The sequence below is a fragment of the Chloroflexota bacterium genome (genome assembly GCA_020850535.1).
GTDB lineage: Bacteria > Chloroflexota > UBA6077 > UBA6077 > JACCZL01 > JADZEM01.
On the sequence record JADZEM010000073.1, the window covers coordinates 23882 to 38093 of the forward strand.

The 14212-nt window shown below is 70.1% G+C and carries 13 protein-coding genes; 5 read left to right on the forward strand and 8 right to left on the reverse strand.

The genetic code is table 11. The features are described from left to right. The first annotated feature begins 42 nt into the window (after positions 1-42). Both IT306_11115 and IT306_11120 read left to right on the forward strand, forming a co-directional pair. The gene (locus IT306_11115; GenBank protein MCC7368966.1) at positions 43-1155 is read left to right on the forward strand and encodes a zinc-binding dehydrogenase; all 1113 of its coding nucleotides are present in this window, start codon (positions 43-45) and stop codon (positions 1153-1155) included. Between the two features lie 26 nt (positions 1156-1181). Further along, entirely contained in the window at positions 1182-2117 is a 936-nt protein-coding gene (locus tag IT306_11120) for an aldo/keto reductase (protein MCC7368967.1), read from the forward strand. Positions 2118-2511: 394 nt separating this feature from the next. Here the strand turns inward: IT306_11120 and rpiB are convergent, their stop codons facing one another. Next, complete coding sequence (rpiB, locus tag IT306_11125; protein ID MCC7368968.1) at positions 2512-2973, reverse strand: ribose 5-phosphate isomerase B; 462 nt, start codon at positions 2971-2973, stop codon at positions 2512-2514. A gap of 277 nt (positions 2974-3250) precedes the next feature. Between rpiB and IT306_11130 the strand changes: the two genes are divergently transcribed. From IT306_11130 to IT306_11140, 3 genes are all read left to right on the forward strand, one after another. Continuing rightward, positions 3251-4798 (forward strand): PQQ-dependent sugar dehydrogenase, encoded by a 1548-nt coding sequence (locus IT306_11130; protein MCC7368969.1) that lies wholly within the window; start codon positions 3251-3253, stop codon positions 4796-4798. A gap of 166 nt (positions 4799-4964) precedes the next feature. After that, complete coding sequence (locus IT306_11135) at positions 4965-5888, forward strand: hypothetical protein (GenBank protein ID MCC7368970.1); 924 nt, start codon at positions 4965-4967, stop codon at positions 5886-5888. Between the two features lie 193 nt (positions 5889-6081). Continuing rightward, a complete protein-coding gene (locus IT306_11140) occupies positions 6082-6297 on the forward strand; it encodes a hypothetical protein (GenBank protein MCC7368971.1) in 216 nt (71 codons plus the stop codon). An 83-nt stretch (positions 6298-6380) separates the two neighbouring features. On the opposite strand, the gene IT306_11145 is transcribed toward IT306_11140, so the two are convergent. The 7 genes from IT306_11145 to IT306_11175 form a co-directional block, all read right to left on the reverse strand. Continuing rightward, the gene (locus IT306_11145) at positions 6381-6779 is read right to left on the reverse strand and encodes a VOC family protein (GenBank protein ID MCC7368972.1); all 399 of its coding nucleotides are present in this window, start codon (positions 6777-6779) and stop codon (positions 6381-6383) included. Positions 6780-7135: 356 nt separating this feature from the next. After that, positions 7136-7570, reverse strand: a complete 435-nt coding sequence (locus tag IT306_11150; protein MCC7368973.1) for a VOC family protein — start codon at positions 7568-7570, stop codon at positions 7136-7138. Between the two features lie 119 nt (positions 7571-7689). Next, a complete protein-coding gene (locus IT306_11155) occupies positions 7690-8520 on the reverse strand; it encodes a maleylpyruvate isomerase family mycothiol-dependent enzyme (GenBank protein ID MCC7368974.1) in 831 nt (276 codons plus the stop codon). 145 nt (positions 8521-8665) lie between these two features. Beyond that, positions 8666-9439, reverse strand: coding sequence for a DUF429 domain-containing protein (locus IT306_11160; GenBank protein MCC7368975.1), 774 nt, complete (start codon positions 9437-9439; stop codon positions 8666-8668). Positions 9440-9537: 98 nt separating this feature from the next. Beyond that, complete coding sequence (locus IT306_11165) at positions 9538-11025, reverse strand: hypothetical protein (GenBank protein ID MCC7368976.1); 1488 nt, start codon at positions 11023-11025, stop codon at positions 9538-9540. A gap of 268 nt (positions 11026-11293) precedes the next feature. Continuing rightward, positions 11294-12631 carry an FAD-dependent oxidoreductase gene (locus IT306_11170; protein MCC7368977.1) on the reverse strand — a complete coding sequence of 446 codons (1338 nt, stop codon included), beginning with the start codon at positions 12629-12631 and terminating at the stop codon, positions 11294-11296. Between the two features lie 301 nt (positions 12632-12932). After that, positions 12933-13757, reverse strand: a complete 825-nt coding sequence (locus IT306_11175) for a cysteinyl-tRNA synthetase (protein ID MCC7368978.1) — start codon at positions 13755-13757, stop codon at positions 12933-12935. Between the last annotated feature and the right edge of the window lie 455 nt (positions 13758-14212).

Here is a 14212-nt window from a genome sequence, read left to right on the forward strand (position 1 = left end):
GGCGCGACGCTGGCGCCGCTGTTGCTGGCAGGGAGGATCCTCATGGCGAAGACTGGCCTGGCTGCCGTGATGCCGGGTTTCGGCCAGGAATTCGAGATTCGCGAGTATCCGGTCGTCGATCCGTGGCCGGGCGCGATCCGCATCAAGATCTCGGTGGCGAACGTCTGCGGCTCAGACATTCACACCTGGCAGGGCGACAACGCCGCCCGCTACCGCACCCTGGAATACCCGATGATCCCCGGACACGAGATGATGGGTGTGGTCGATGCGCTCGGCGAAGGGGTGACCACAGACAGCAACGGCGAGCCGCTCAGGATCGGCGACCGCGTGGTGTACGGGTACACCTTCCCGTGCCGGAGCTGCGCCTACTGCCTGACCGGCCGCACCACCTACTGCACCAACAAGGGCCCCAATCGGAAGCACAGCGCGGACGTAGCGCCGCACTTCCAGGGCGCCTTCGGCCAGTACTTCTTCCTCTATCCGAACCACTTCCTCTACAAGTGCCCAGACGAGATCCCGGACGCCACCGCCGCCACGCTCAACTGCGCGATGTCCCAGGTGATCTACGCGCTGGAAGAGGCGCAGCTTGGCCTGGGCGACACGGTCGTCGTGCAGGGCGCCGGCGGTCTGGGCCTGTTCGCCACGGCGATTGCCCGCGAGCGCGGCGCGAAGAAGATCATCGTGATCGACGGCGTGCCCGAGCGGCTGGAGCTGGCCGAGTCGTTCGGCGCGCACGAGCTGATCGACCTGCGCGAGCTGCCAGACTCGGAGCAGCGCATCAAGCGGGTCTGGGAGCTGACCGGTGGCGTCGGCGCGGAGATCGCCTGCGACTTCGTGGGCTTCCCGGCCGTGATGCTCGAAGGGCTCCAGATGCTCGGGAACGGCGGGCGCTACCTGGAGGTCGGCAACATCAACCAGGGGCTCACCTGCGAGTTCGAGCCGAACCTGCTGGTGCGCCGGCACCTGCGGATCATCGGGATGCTCCAGTACGAGCCGCGCCACCTGAAGCAGGCGGTGGACTTCGTCTCGGCGACGCAGGGCAAGTACCCGTACCACAAGCTGATGGCCTACGAGTTCCCGCTGACGGACATCAACCGGGCGTTCAAGGAGCAGGTGACGGGGAAGATCCCGCGCGCGGCACTGCGGGCCTGGTAAACCGACCCTCTCGGAGCAGACAGCACATGGAGCTACGACGACTGGGCAACTCGGGCCTGAAGGTCTCGGCCATCGGGCTGGGTGGCAACACGCTGGGCGGCACCGCCGACACCGAGACGGCCACCGCCATCATCCACAAGGCGCTCGACCTCGGCATCACCTTCATCGACACGGCCAACTCGTACACGAACACCCGCTCGGAGGAGATCCTCGGGACGGCCCTGCTGGGCCGTCGCCAGGAAGTCGTCCTGGCGACGAAGTGCGGCTGGCCGTATGCCTCCGGGAACCCGTACGAGGGCGGCCTCTCGCGTCGCTGGATCATGCAGTCCATCGACGACTCGCTGCGCCGCCTCAAGACGGATTACGTCGATCTCTACCAGGCCCACCGCCCCGACGCCGACACGCCGCTCGACGAGACGCTCCGCGCCTTCGACGACATCGTGCGGGCCGGCAAGGCGCGCTACATCGGCTGCTCCAACTATCAGGCCTGGGAGCTGGCGCAGGCCGTCGGGATGCAGACGGCGGGCCATCTGACGCCCTGGGCCTCGGCCCAGAACCGCTGGAACCTGCTCGACGGCCTGGACGATCCGACGCTCATCCCGGCCAGCCGCCGGCTGGGCGTCGGGATCATCCCATACACTCCGCTGGCGTCCGGCGTGCTGACCGGCAAGTACCAGCGCGGCGTCACGCCGCCGGCGGGCACCCGGGCCGGCGACATGCCGATGATCCGCCAGCGGATGACCGACGCCCGGTTGGAGGCTGTCGAGCGGCTGGCACCCTGGGCCGAGGCGCGGGGCCGGTCCACCACCGATCTCGCCATCGCCTGGCTGCTGGCGTTCCCCGAAGTCTCGACGGTCATCGTCGGAGCGCGCTCACCGGAGCAGCTTGCGCTGAACGCACAGGCGCAGGACTGGGTGCTGACCCCCGAGGAGCGCGACGCGGTCGCCGCCCTCGCCACCTGAGGGTTGCCGGGGACAGGGAGCAGGCCAGCGACCTGTCAGTCGTAAACGATCGGCCTGGGTCGCTGCCGACGCTTCTCCGTCATCCCGAGCGATGTGACGAAGGAGCCAGGGCACTTGCATGTTCGTTGGTGTTCCCGAAACGCCGTCAAACGAGCGGTCGGGGCTTGAAAGCCCCGACGAGGCTGCACGACGAGACCAGCAGGCAATCGCCCTGACGAGGGAGCGAAGTCGAGGGATCCTCCCCGGCGGACCGAGTAGAGACTTCAGGAAGATCCCTTCCACTCCGCTCGTCCCTCGCTACGGTCGGGATGACGACCAGTGAGTACTGCGTGACCCGGCGACTGACATCTGACGAGCGACGAGCCTCCGTAACCTGTCACCAATCTCCTGTGACCTACTGTGCCAGCTCGGCGGCGGCGTCCTGCTCCATCTGCGCCAGCTTTCGTACCCGCCGCCGGAAGTGCTCCTCCGTCGAGAACTCCGCGCCCAGGTACGTCCTCAAGAGGTCGAGCGCCAGCTTGTCTCCGACGATCTGCGCGCCCAGGCAGAGCACGTTGGCGTCGTCGTGCTCCACGCACTGGTGCGCCGAGTAGACGTCGTGGCACAACGCCGCCCGGATGCCTGGCAGCTTGTTCGCCGCCATCGCCGCGCCGATACCCGTGCCGCAGACCATAATGCCCCGGTCGGCCTTGCCGGTCCGGACCGGGTCGCAGACCTGCCGGGCCACGTCCGGGAAATCGACCGGCTCGCCATGGGTGCCCACGTCCTCGACCTCGTGGCCCCAGGAGCGCAGCGCATCCACCACCGGACCTTTGAGCGGCAGACCGGCCAGGTCCGCCCCCACCATGATCTTCATTGTCGTGTCCCTTCTGCCCGCGGCGCCGTGCGACACGGGGCGGCGTGCTCCGCCGAGCGGCACCGCCGGCCCGATCCGGAGCCGCGTGCGACACCGCCGGCCGCTGGTGCGGTTCTTGCCTCGCGTCGTCGACGCGCACCGGTGGTAGGGGTACCATGGTCGCCGGCTGATCCGCCAGCGCGGGCGGCTCGTACATCCTGCGTTACCCTGCGTGATCTGAGCCAGCGGCTCGGAAGAGGTGTGCGCTATGCGGCGTCTGGTCGGGAAGCAGGCACGGATGGGTGTGCTGTGGATTGTGGCGGCGTTGCTGCCGCTCCTGGCCGGGCTGGGCGGCCCCGGCGACGGGCTGGCGACGGTCGCGGCTGCCCCACTGGCCGCGCCAGACAACTCCATCACGCTCGTCCCGTTCCTGAGCGGCCTCAGCAGCCCGATCTTTCTGACCCACGCGAATGACGCCACCGGCCGCCTGTTCGTGGTGGAGCAGGGCGGCCAAATCAAGGTGGTGGCGAACGGCGTGGTGCAGCCGACGCCGTTCCTCGATCTCTCATCGCTCGTGGTCGCGGGCGGCGAGCAAGGGCTGCTCGGCCTTGCGTTTCACCCGCGGTATCCGATCAACGGCCGCTTCTTCGTCTTCTACACGGCCAAGCCGCCGCCGGGGGCGGGCAACAACACGGTGGTCGAGTACCGCGTGTCCTCAGGCAATCCGAACATCGCCGATCCGTCGCCGGTCCGCACGCTGCTGTCCATCGCCGACCGCTACACCAACCACAACGGCGGCATGCTGGCGTTCGGCCAGGACGGCTACCTCTACATCGGCACTGGCGACGAGGGGAGCGGTGGGGATCCCGAAGAGAACGCCCAGAACCTCAACTCGCTGTTCGGCAAGCTGCTCCGGGTGGACGTGGACAACGGCGGCAATCCGTTCCCACCCGGCTTCACCTACGCCATCCCCCCAGGCAACCCGTTCGCGGGGCAGGCGGGCGTCCGCCCGGAGATCTGGGCCTACGGCTTTCGCAATCCGTGGCGCTGGAGCTTCGACCGGGTGACCGGCGATCTGCTGATCGGGGATGTCGGGCAGGGCGTTTGGGAGGAAGTAGACGTCATCCCGCGCGGACAGGGCGGCGGCAATTACGGCTGGGACGACCGCGAGGGCGCACACTGCTACGAGCCGTCCACAGGCTGCCTGACGGCCAACCGCATCGACCCGATCCTTGAGTACAGCCACGCCGCCAACGCTGGCCCCTGCGCGTCGATCACCGGCGGCTACCGCTATCGTGGCTCGGCCTATCCCGCGCTGGCCGGCGCCTACTTCTACGCCGACTACTGCACCGGCCGCATCTGGAAGGGCCTCTCTTTCGGCGGCGGCTGGACGGCCGTCGAAGCGCTCGACACCACACACAACATCAGCTCGTTCGGGGAGGACCAGGCCGGCGAGCTGTACGTCCTTACGGCCGGCGGCTCCGTCTTTCGGCTCACACCGGCCGGCCAGCCGTCCTGCGCCCCCCGTCCCCGCGTGACGCTCCAGTCCGTGCAGACGGCCCCCGGCACGCTGACCGTGACCCTGTCAGCCACCAACAACACCAGCATCGCCAACAACACGCTGCAAGCGGTCGAGGTGTTCAGGCTGGCCAACGCCTCGGCGAGCCTGGGCAGCCAGTCGAACCAGACCGCCCCGTTCACCGTGACGCTGCCCGGCGGCACGACCTCCACCCAGCTGGTGGTGAGACGGGTCCAGGCCGGGCAGGCATTCACCGCCAACCTGCGGGTAACCGATGGCTGCGGCCCCTGGACGACATTCGTCGGCGGCGGCCCGAACGTGCCGTAGGCGCGCGTCGGTGGGGCACCGGGCGGCGAAATGTTCCATGGGGAACATCTCGCCGCTCAATCTGGCCGGCCACGCCCCTCCGCCGACCATACTACCCTGGTGGACGCGCGTGCCTGTCGCGCCGTCGCGGCGGCGTCCCGAGCGTGTGTCCAATCTGGGAGGAGCTGTGGTAGCCTCACAGGGACAGTGGGCAGCGGCCGGGGCCATCGTGGGCCGCTGGATGTTGGTGCTTATCGCCGCCGTCGTGCTGGTTGCTGCCAGCCTCGGGGGAGGCGTGGCACGTCCGGCCTGGGCCGACAGCACACCGCTGCGGCAGGTGGACTGGTCGGCGGTGCTCGCCAACGACCCTGCGATCACCGTCGATCCCACGGCGTTCCGCCCGCCGGGCGAGTCGGGGCCGTACATCCAGGTCGCCGGGGGCGGCCTGCGCGGCGATCAGCTCGAAGGGTACGCGCTGATCCAGAGCGTCGAGTACGCTGACCTGGACGGCGACGGCGCAGAGGAAGCCATTGTTCCGATCTTCTCAGGGGGTACGGCCGGCTTACTGGGGCTGCTGCTCTACCGCGAGGCGACGCCCGCGCCAAAGCTCCTGGTGATCGAGACCGGCTACAAGCTCGGGTTCACCATCGAGGGCCGGCGGCTGGTGATCCAGCGCCCGAACTACGTCGGCTTCGAGCCGAACTGCTGCCCCTCCTCGACGACCAGCACGACGACCGTCCTCGAAGGCGAGCGGCTGGTCGTCGTGGCCACCGAGACGACGCCGAACGACGTGCAGGAGGCGACCGTCTGGGCCTTCTACAATGCCCTCGACGCCGGCCAGTATGAGGAGGCCTACGCCTTCTACAGCCCGTCGTTCCAGTCGGCCAACCCGTTCGACCGCTGGAAGGCCGGCTATGCCACCACTCAGCACATCGAGGTGCAGACCTCGCCAGGAGCTGCGCCGACCGAGGTGCTGATCGTGCTGACGGCGACGGATGCCCGGCCCGGCGGCGGCTCGGTCACGCGGCGCTTCCGGGGGGCCTGGACGCTGGTCTGGAGCGGTGACCAGAAGCGCTGGCTGCTGGATCGCGCGCGCATCGAAGCGATCTGAGCCCGGGCCGCACAGCAGGGGCGTGTTCGGCCGTACGCATCCCGCGCCATGCCTGTTGGCACCCGAACATCCCGCGCGTCGTGCGGGCGGCAGTCCCGATGATCCACTCCGCTGTAGCCTACGTACCAGAGACAGCACTGGCACGCGACGGGCGGCAACGCAGCCGTCCGCACCAGGGGAGAGGGGATCAACGATGGACCCGACGGCGAGCATCCTGTCGATCTACCCGGCTGCGTGGGCGGCGCTGTTTCAGGGACTGGCTGAGGGGCTGGTGTTCGGCCTGGTGGTGATAGCGTCGCTGGCGCTGCTGACGGCGGTGCTGGCCGTCAGCCTGAGCGGCCTCGGGGCCGCGGCCCGAGGGGCGGCGCAGTTGCCATCGCTGTCCGGCTCACCATCCGAGAGCGTGTAACGAAGCACTCCCATACAATGGCCCTCACCCCCTGGAGTCGGGGGGTGAGGGTCTCCCAACTACGGCCGCCGGGGCGTGACTGCCTACTTCGGCGGCGCCTGGATCAGCTCCAGACGGACATCGTCAGGGGCCTTGATGAAGGCGATCTTGCCGCCGGTCGGCATCACAATCGGGCCTTCCATGTGCGTCGCGCCCAGCCCGACGAGCCGCTTGATCTCGGCCTCGATGTCGTCAGTGTCCAGCCCGAAGTGCTCCAGGCCATGATGCGGGTTGGCGTCGCCAGGGCCGAGCGTCTCGCCGGTGCGCGCGCCGGAGATGTTGACGGCCATACCGCCATCCTCGCTCTGGCAGCGGATGAAGCGGTCGCCGAAGCTCCGCACGTCGTCCGCGACGATCTTGAAGTTGAACGCGGTGACGTACCAGTCCGCCGTCTTCTTCGGGTCTGGCGACTTCAGGTGGATGTGGTTGATCCGAAACGGCATCGTTGCTCTCCCAGAAGGCGCGGTCTGCTCGTCTCAGGCCAGGCGGCCGAGGTCGCGCCTGTCGGGAACGGTAGGCGATCAGGGCCATGCCGTCAAGGCGAGCGGCCGGCCCGCCAGGGTGATTGCACGTTGGGCTTGCCGTGCAGCGTGGTCGGGGCTTGAAAGCCCCGCCTACCATCCTGCAGTCGCTGCGCGACGCTCCAGTCTGACCGGTCGACGCTGTTCCCGGCTGCCGTCGCGCAGCGACGGAGCGAGTGTAGACGGGGGTTTCAACCCCCGACTGCGCGTTTCGCGACGGTATGGGAACACCGACGAACATGCAATCGCCCTGGCCGGCCGCCCAACTGGACTCTGGACTACTGGATGCAGAACTCGTTGTCCTCCGGGTCGCGCATGACGGCCCAGTGCTCGCCACGCATGTCGCGCGTCTCCACGAACGTCGCGCCCCGCTGCACCAGCTGGTCGGCGGCCTCCTGCACCTTCCGCTTGCGATCCTCGAGCGGCGCGTGCGGGCCATCCGCGACCGAAACGTCCAGGTGCAGGCGATTCTTGGCCGCCTTGCCCTCTGGCACCTGCTGGAAGAAGATCCGCGTGCCGGTCCCGGCCGGATCGACGATGGCGCTGGCCGAGTTCCAGAGCGCACGCGGCACCTGTTGCGCTTCGAGGAACGCCTCCCAGGAGGCGAAGCCCTCCGGCGGATCCTGAATCTTGTAGCCGAGCGTCTCGGCCCAGAACGCCGCGAGGCGGGCAGGGTCGGCGCAGTCGATGGTGACCTGAAACCTACGAGCCATCGGGTTGAAGCACCTCCAGGGGGCACACGAGCAAGAACCGGTCCGCACCGGCGCCAGTCGACTGTTCGTCACGCGGACGCGCGCGACCGGTGGGCCGCACGAGACGCCGGGCCGACAGCCTACGGGCGCGGGAAGACCGTCCCAAACCGCTCCGCGATCAGCAGATCGCCGTCCAGCCAGAGGTCGCGACGCTGGAACAGCTCTGACAGCTCCCGCCGCCCGTACAGCATCAGCGCGAGGTTCGCCGCCGAGCCGGTGATCGTCGTGTCGGCCGGGGCATCAGCCGGCGCGGGGCCACGCACCGCTTCGAGCCGATCCGGGCGAATGGTGACCGTCCAGGTCATCGTCGGCGCATCCGCCACGACCAGTTGATACCGTTCACCGCTGCCCTTCTGGGCGCTCAGGCCGGCCGCGTAGGTCCGTGGCGCGTTGCTCTCCAGGATGGTCGGTAGGAGCAGCCGCGCGATCTCCTCGTCGAAGGGGGCGGTGGCGTTGAAGGATGCCTGGAGGTCCCAGCAGTGGAAGGCCACCTCGGCCAGCCGGTGATAGGCGTACCAGCGGACCGTCCGGTTGCCGCGCCGGTGAAAGGCGATGGTCCCGAGGTCTGCATCGGTCAGCCGCTCGTAGATCGACTCGAAATCGTCGGTGATGGCGAGGATCGCCGCGTTCACCGCGTCAGGATCGGCGGCGGCAAGCTGGGCCTGGCGCTGCTCGCGCTGGCCGTGGCTGATGCTCGGCTCGACCGAGCCGGCCAGCCCCTGCCGAATGCTGGCCGCGAACCCCTCACCACTCACGACGATGTGGGCCACGAGGTCTCGCACCAGCCAGGGCGCGCAGTTCGTCTCGACGGCCCAGCCCTCGGGCGGCAGGGCGGCAAGCTCGGCACGCAGACCGTCCAGCAGCTCGCGAATCAGGCGCAAACAGCGGTTGACCTCCGGATCATTTGTCATCTCATCCCTCCCAGGTGGCCGCATGAGCGCTTCGGGTGGCCGCATGATGGCACAGCCAGTCGCCGCGTGCCGCGTTTCAGGATCGGCATCGGCATCGGCATCAGGAGCGGATGCGCCCGACCGCTGCGGCACACCCCGCCGACCGTCAGGCGACGATCTCCATGCGAAGGCCGCGCTCGTCAAACGCTGGTGGACCGGCGGGCAAGACGAGGGCCAGGCCGGCCGTCACCCGATACGCGGCCACCAGGCAGGCGACAGCATCCACAATGTCGTCTCGCCCGACGACGGGGCCGCGCGACCGCTCGCCCCCGCCCTCAGCCTGCGCCCGGTGCTGCGCGATCAGCCCGGCCCGGATCGCGCTGAGGTCGAGCGCTCCGGCCAGCGGCCTCAGCAGCTCCAGCCGCACGGTCTCACCGGCTGGGGTGCGTTTCGGGTGCGCCAGCCCCCGTCCCGCCGCGCCGCAGCCCTGCAGCGCGGCGAACACGGACTCCGGGTGCGCCTCCCGCACGGCGACGGCGCCGGCGCGGCCGGGCGGCCCCTGGTGTGCCGGCAGGATGGCCCGGTCCACCTCACGGATCTTCGGGATGATCCGGAACGCCTGCTGCGACAGTTGCGCGCCGCGCGCGGCCAACTCCGAGGCGCAGGCCGCGCGGTACTCCGTGGCATCGAGGGTCCGCCGGCAGGGAGCCGAGAAGACGCTGGACCCGCGTCGGCCGCCCAGGAAGGCGCGGGCGGCCTCGTCGGCGCGGCGGCGGCCATCGTCGCGCGGGCGGCCCGAGGGCAGGCCGATGGGGATGTCGATGGCGACCAGCGCGGTCTCGTCGGCCGATGCTGTCAGGAGCGCAGCAAACGCCGGCACGATGCGAAACGCGGGCGTCGGCAACGGCAACGGCAGGGGCACGGCGGGTGTCAGGCACACGTCGGCCACAACCCAGCCCGCCCGGCAGCCATCCACCCCGAGCAAGCGCAGGCGGGACGGCGTTTCTGATCCCGGCAGGACGGCGTATCCTCCTGGCACTACGGCATGCGCCGCGACAGTCCGTCCGCGCCGAGATCGACGACGAACAGGTCGGACTGGCCCTCGCTGCTCAGCGTGAGGGCGCTCGGCCCGGGGTCGAAGTCCACATCCGCGCCGAAGAAGCGCCCGGCCAGGCGGATGTCGCCCTGCGGCCCGACGACTGTCGCCATCGCGGTGCTCGACCGCTCGGCTCCCGTGACCCGCCCGCCGAAGCCCCGCATCCAGGCCGGCTGGCCCGACGGCGTCAGCTTGGCCACCAGCGCATCGGAGGCTCCACCCTGCCCCTGGGCCGACAACGGGCCGCCACGCTGGCCGGCCGGCGGCGAGATCGTGCCGGTGAACCAGCCCGTCAGGTAGACGTACCGCGCCCCGTCCACCGCCACGCCGACGCCGCCATCTGGCCCGGGGCCGCCCAGGCTGCTGGCCCAGCGGAGGACGCCGCCAGCATCCAGCGACGCCGCCAGGATGTCGCTCAGCCCCTGGCTCTCCAGCAAGAACGCCCCGTCAGCGTTGAGATCCACCACGCCGCCGAACGTGCCCACCAGGGCCACGTTCCCATCAGCATCGACGGCCAGCCCCTTCGGGCCGGGCGCGTCGTCGGCCGGCCCGCCGATGCTGCGCGCCCAGATCAACCCGCCGGCTGGCGTCAGCTTGAGCAGCAGGATATCGGAGCCGCCGGCGCTGGTCGCATTGACCAGCCCCGCGCCGAGCGCTACCCGCACCGTGCCAGTGTACGCCCCAGCCACCAGCATCTCGCCGGCCGGCGTCACGGCCACGGCAACGGGCTGGACGCCGACCGTCTGCGTGGGCAGGACGGCGGACCAGAGCAGCCGGCCGTCTCCATCAAGGCGCAGGGCGAACAGGTCGCCGTGCGAGACGGGGAACGGCTGACCGGGCACGGTGCTCAGGCGCGAGAGGCCGGCCGCGACCACGTTGCCGCCGGCGTCGAGCGCCAGCGACATGATGGCGTCGTCGCCGGCCAGCCCGAGCGGAGCGACCCAGGCCAGCACGCCATCCGCGCCGTACCGGGCGATGAAGCCCTGGCGCTCGCTGCCGGAGTCGATGCCAGCATCACCCTCGCCCGGCTCGAAGTCGACCGCCCCGACGAAGCCCCCGGCAATGAAGACGCCGCCATCCGGGGCCATCGCCAGGGCGTATCCCTCGTCCTGCCCCGGCCCGCCGATGCTCCAGGCCCAGAGCACGCTGCCGTCAGGGGCGTATTTGACCAGGAAGACATCGCTCCCGCCGTTGCTGGTGAGCAGCCGCTCCTCGGGGCCGGGGTCGGCGTCCAGCGTGTCCGAGAACACGCCGAGCACGTAGGTGTTGCCGTCGCGGTCTGCCCCGAGATCGCGTGGTTCATCCAGGCCGGGGCCGCCCAGCCGCCAGGCTGCCGTGCCATCCGCAGGCTGGGCCTGCGCCTGGCGGGTGCGGCTTGGAAGCGTCCCGCTGAGCGCCACGGCCAGCGTCAGCAGGACGGCGAGCAGCATGGCCGAGCGACCGGCGCGGCGACGGAGGCCAGGGGTAGGGTGTCGTGGGAACGACGACATCGTTGCGCTCCAGGGGGCCGGCCGACGGGGCGCTGTTCGCCCGTGACCAGCCATACACGCGGGTTGTGTGCCAGATTTTGAGGTGTCCGCCCTGTCCAAACGAGCGCCGAGCCGCCAGAGCGCGCCACACCTGCGATACAGGCCGTGTCAGCCCAGCTTGCAGGCCGCGCCAGCCCACCGTACGGTGCGCGGGCGCGGACCCACGGCATCAGCGGGCGCTCGCCGCGCTCAGGATCTCCCGCGCCGCGCGCTGGCCGCTCGCCAACGCGCCGTTCATCGTGGCCTGCCACTGGTCTGTGTGCTCCCCCGCGAAGTGCAGCCGCCCGAACGGCTCCGCCAGCCACGGGCCATGCTCCGCGAGGTCGCCGGGCCGGAAGTGCGAGTACGCGCCTCCGCTCGGGCCGTTGACCACCCAGGCGGCCGTCTCGACCCGCTCGATCTCAGCCGAGCAGCCGGGGTAGAGCGTCTCCAACTCGCGCAGGCAGGCGGCGCGCCGTTCGTCGGCTGGCATGGCTGCCAGCCGCGCGGCCGTCTCGTCGCCGGTGTAGACGGTCAGGATGGCGCGCCTGCCGGGTTGGCCGGCTGTCGTCTCGTAGCTGGCCTGCACCAGCCCATCGGTGAACGCCCGGCCGTTGACGCCCTGATCCTGCCAGAAGCGGCGGCGCACCTGAAACAGCACTTTGGTCACCTGCCCCATGGGCAGGCTGGCGTAGGCATCCTGCTGCGGCTCGGGCAGGGGCGGATCGAGCGTGAGCCGGCGGACGGCAGGCGGCGGCGCGGCGATGACGACGTGCGATGCCGCCAGTGCGCGCTGCCGGCCGTCATGCTGGTACGTGACCTGGACGCTGTGCGCGTCGTGACGGATCGCCAGGACCGTCGCGCAGAGGGTGACCTGCTCGCCCAGCTCGGCGGCCATGGCGGCGGGCAGCCGGTCCATCCCGCCGTACACCCGCCCGGAGGCCAGCTCGGCCTCCTGTCGCCAGAGGCGCTCGTCGCGCGCGTACTGCAGCAGCGAGATGTGCTCTGGGGCAGCACCGTAGTCTACGGTGCGCCAGATCTGCTGATAGGTGCGCGCCAGCCTGCTGATCCCGAGGCCGTCCAGCCACGCACCGACGGAGATCCGGTCGAGGTCCGCTGCCGACGCCCAGGGAAACAGCGGATCGGCGACGCGCGCGGCCAGCGCCTCGGACTCGGCGGCGATCCGCTCCTCGGCGTCCGCGCCGTCGGGTCCGAGGTCGGTCAGCGAATCCCCGGGCCGGATCACGCCGTCAAATCGCGTCAGTCGCCGACCGTCCGGAATCGGCAGCAGCTCCAGGCCATACTGCCGCAGGAAGGCGTGCAGCAGGTGGTGCGAGCCATCCACAAACTCGCCGCCAGCCTCGGCGTACAGCTCGTCGTCGAACGGCGCGCGGAGCGTCTGGACCCGCCCGCCCACCCGGTCCGCCGCTTCGAGCACCCGCACCGAGACGCCAGCCCGTGCCAGAGTCAGGGCGGCTGCCAACCCGGCCAGCCCCGCCCCGACGACGGCCACCCGAACGCTCGACATCGGCTCCGCAGTCACGTACACACTCCCAGGAGATCGTACACGGCGTCGAGGCCACCATCGCCATCCGGTCCGCCGAGCCGCCCGGCCAGCGCACGCCGATCATCGCGAAGCCGACGACGGCCACATCCGTGGCAGCGGTCTTGAGCCGCTGGCAGCCGACGCTGGCCGACTACGGCTCGGCGGACAGCCACAGGGCCAACCCTCGCCCGGAGGAAGACGACGTCGGTGTCACTCAGAGACACGTGTCGTAGCGCGAGGGTCTGCCCCCGCCCTGCAGCGCCCGCCGACCGGAGATCGCCCCTTACCTACGCAGCAGCGAGATCGGGAACGTCTCGTCGGCAGCGAAGGTGTGGCACTCGGCGTCGCGCAGGACGCGCACCGATCCCATTCCGTGAACCCGCGCCTGCTCCGTCCCGAGATCCAGCACGCAGGCGGTGTGCTCGTCAATCGCCAGGATCACCGTGGACGCTGGCAGCATCCCCCGGAGCGTCTCGAAGCGGGCTTCGCCCATGTAGCAATGGCTCGTGTCCAGCTCTGCGCCGCCCTCGTTGTTGTTCCAGTGCGGCACGATGGCGAGGTCCAGGCCCAACCCGCCGAACAGATCCAGGCCGGGCGTCCAGGTCAGCTCCTCGCCCACCTTGAAGATCTCGTAGACGGGCAGCGTGTGCCTGCTGACGGCCAGCGCCATCGCACTGGCCAGGGCGAGCGTCGCGCCACGATCCAGTTGCTCCTCCACGCAGGCCCAGAGGCGCGAGCCCGCCAGGTGCTTGACAGCATAGGTCGGGCTGCCGGCCCCCGCGAACACGTACGATGCCGCCTCGATGCCCCCCAGCAACGACGGCTCATCCGTCCCATGCGGCCCGTCCCCCCGCTGCCGGGCCGGCACGATGGTGATCCGCGGCTTGAAGTTCTGGAGGCCGTGCTCAAAGAACGCCTGGACCTTGAGCGCCAGCGTGTGGGTGTTCGGCTGAAAGCCGGCCGGCGTCTCGATCACGGCGATTGGCACCGGGGCCTTGTAGGCGGCCAGCAGCAGCTCGTGGACCCGCCGGCCGACGCGCGCCGTCTCGCCGGAGCCGAACAGCGCGATCCTGCCGTGGGTTGTCGGGGGGTACAGGGGAGGGTTCATCGGGTGTCCTGTTCCGTCTGACCTGGGGCGCCGGGCGCGGCGCAACAGCGACACGGCGTATCCGCCATGATGGCGTATCCGCCATGATGGCGTATCCGCCATGATACGGTCGCTCGCCAGCGAGGAGGCCAGCCTGCCCGCACCGGCCCTCTGCATGATGATCCGAACGCCTGTGCGGATTCAAGAACGCCTGCACGACGGCCAGGGCGATTGCATGATGGTCTCGTCGTGCCGCCGCGTCGGGGCTTGAAAGCCCCGCCTACCATCCTGCAGTCGCTGCGCGACGCGCCAGTCGCACCAGTGCCGGCCGTTCCCGGTGTCCGTCGCCCAGCGACGGCGTGACTGTAGGCGGGGACTTCAGTCCCCGACCGCCCGTTCCATGATGCTTCGGGGACACCAATGAACATGCCATCGCCCTGATGCTGCTACCAGTGCAATCGCATGTTGATGTCGTC

Bases quoted from the DNA above. Each gene is read 5' to 3' on its own strand.
- IT306_11140 (MCC7368971.1), top strand. From the start codon at position 6,082: ATGGACCCGACGGCGAGCATCCTGTCGATCTACCCGGCTGCGTGGGCG.
- IT306_11175 (MCC7368978.1), bottom strand. From the start codon at position 13,757: ATGAACCCTCCCCTGTACCCCCCGACAACCCACGGCAGGATCGCGCTG.
- IT306_11155 (MCC7368974.1), bottom strand. From the start codon at position 8,520: ATGACAAATGATCCGGAGGTCAACCGCTGTTTGCGCCTGATTCGCGAG.
- IT306_11120 (MCC7368967.1), top strand. From the start codon at position 1,182: ATGGAGCTACGACGACTGGGCAACTCGGGCCTGAAGGTCTCGGCCATC.
- IT306_11165 (MCC7368976.1), bottom strand. From the start codon at position 11,025: ATGCTGCTCGCCGTCCTGCTGACGCTGGCCGTGGCGCTCAGCGGGACG.
- IT306_11170 (MCC7368977.1), bottom strand. From the start codon at position 12,631: ATGTCGAGCGTTCGGGTGGCCGTCGTCGGGGCGGGGCTGGCCGGGTTG.
- IT306_11145 (MCC7368972.1), bottom strand. From the start codon at position 6,779: ATGCCGTTTCGGATCAACCACATCCACCTGAAGTCGCCAGACCCGAAG.
- IT306_11150 (MCC7368973.1), bottom strand. From the start codon at position 7,570: ATGGCTCGTAGGTTTCAGGTCACCATCGACTGCGCCGACCCTGCCCGC.
- IT306_11130 (MCC7368969.1), top strand. From the start codon at position 3,251: ATGGGTGTGCTGTGGATTGTGGCGGCGTTGCTGCCGCTCCTGGCCGGG.
- rpiB (MCC7368968.1), bottom strand. From the start codon at position 2,973: ATGAAGATCATGGTGGGGGCGGACCTGGCCGGTCTGCCGCTCAAAGGT.
- IT306_11115 (MCC7368966.1), top strand. From the start codon at position 43: ATGGCGAAGACTGGCCTGGCTGCCGTGATGCCGGGTTTCGGCCAGGAA.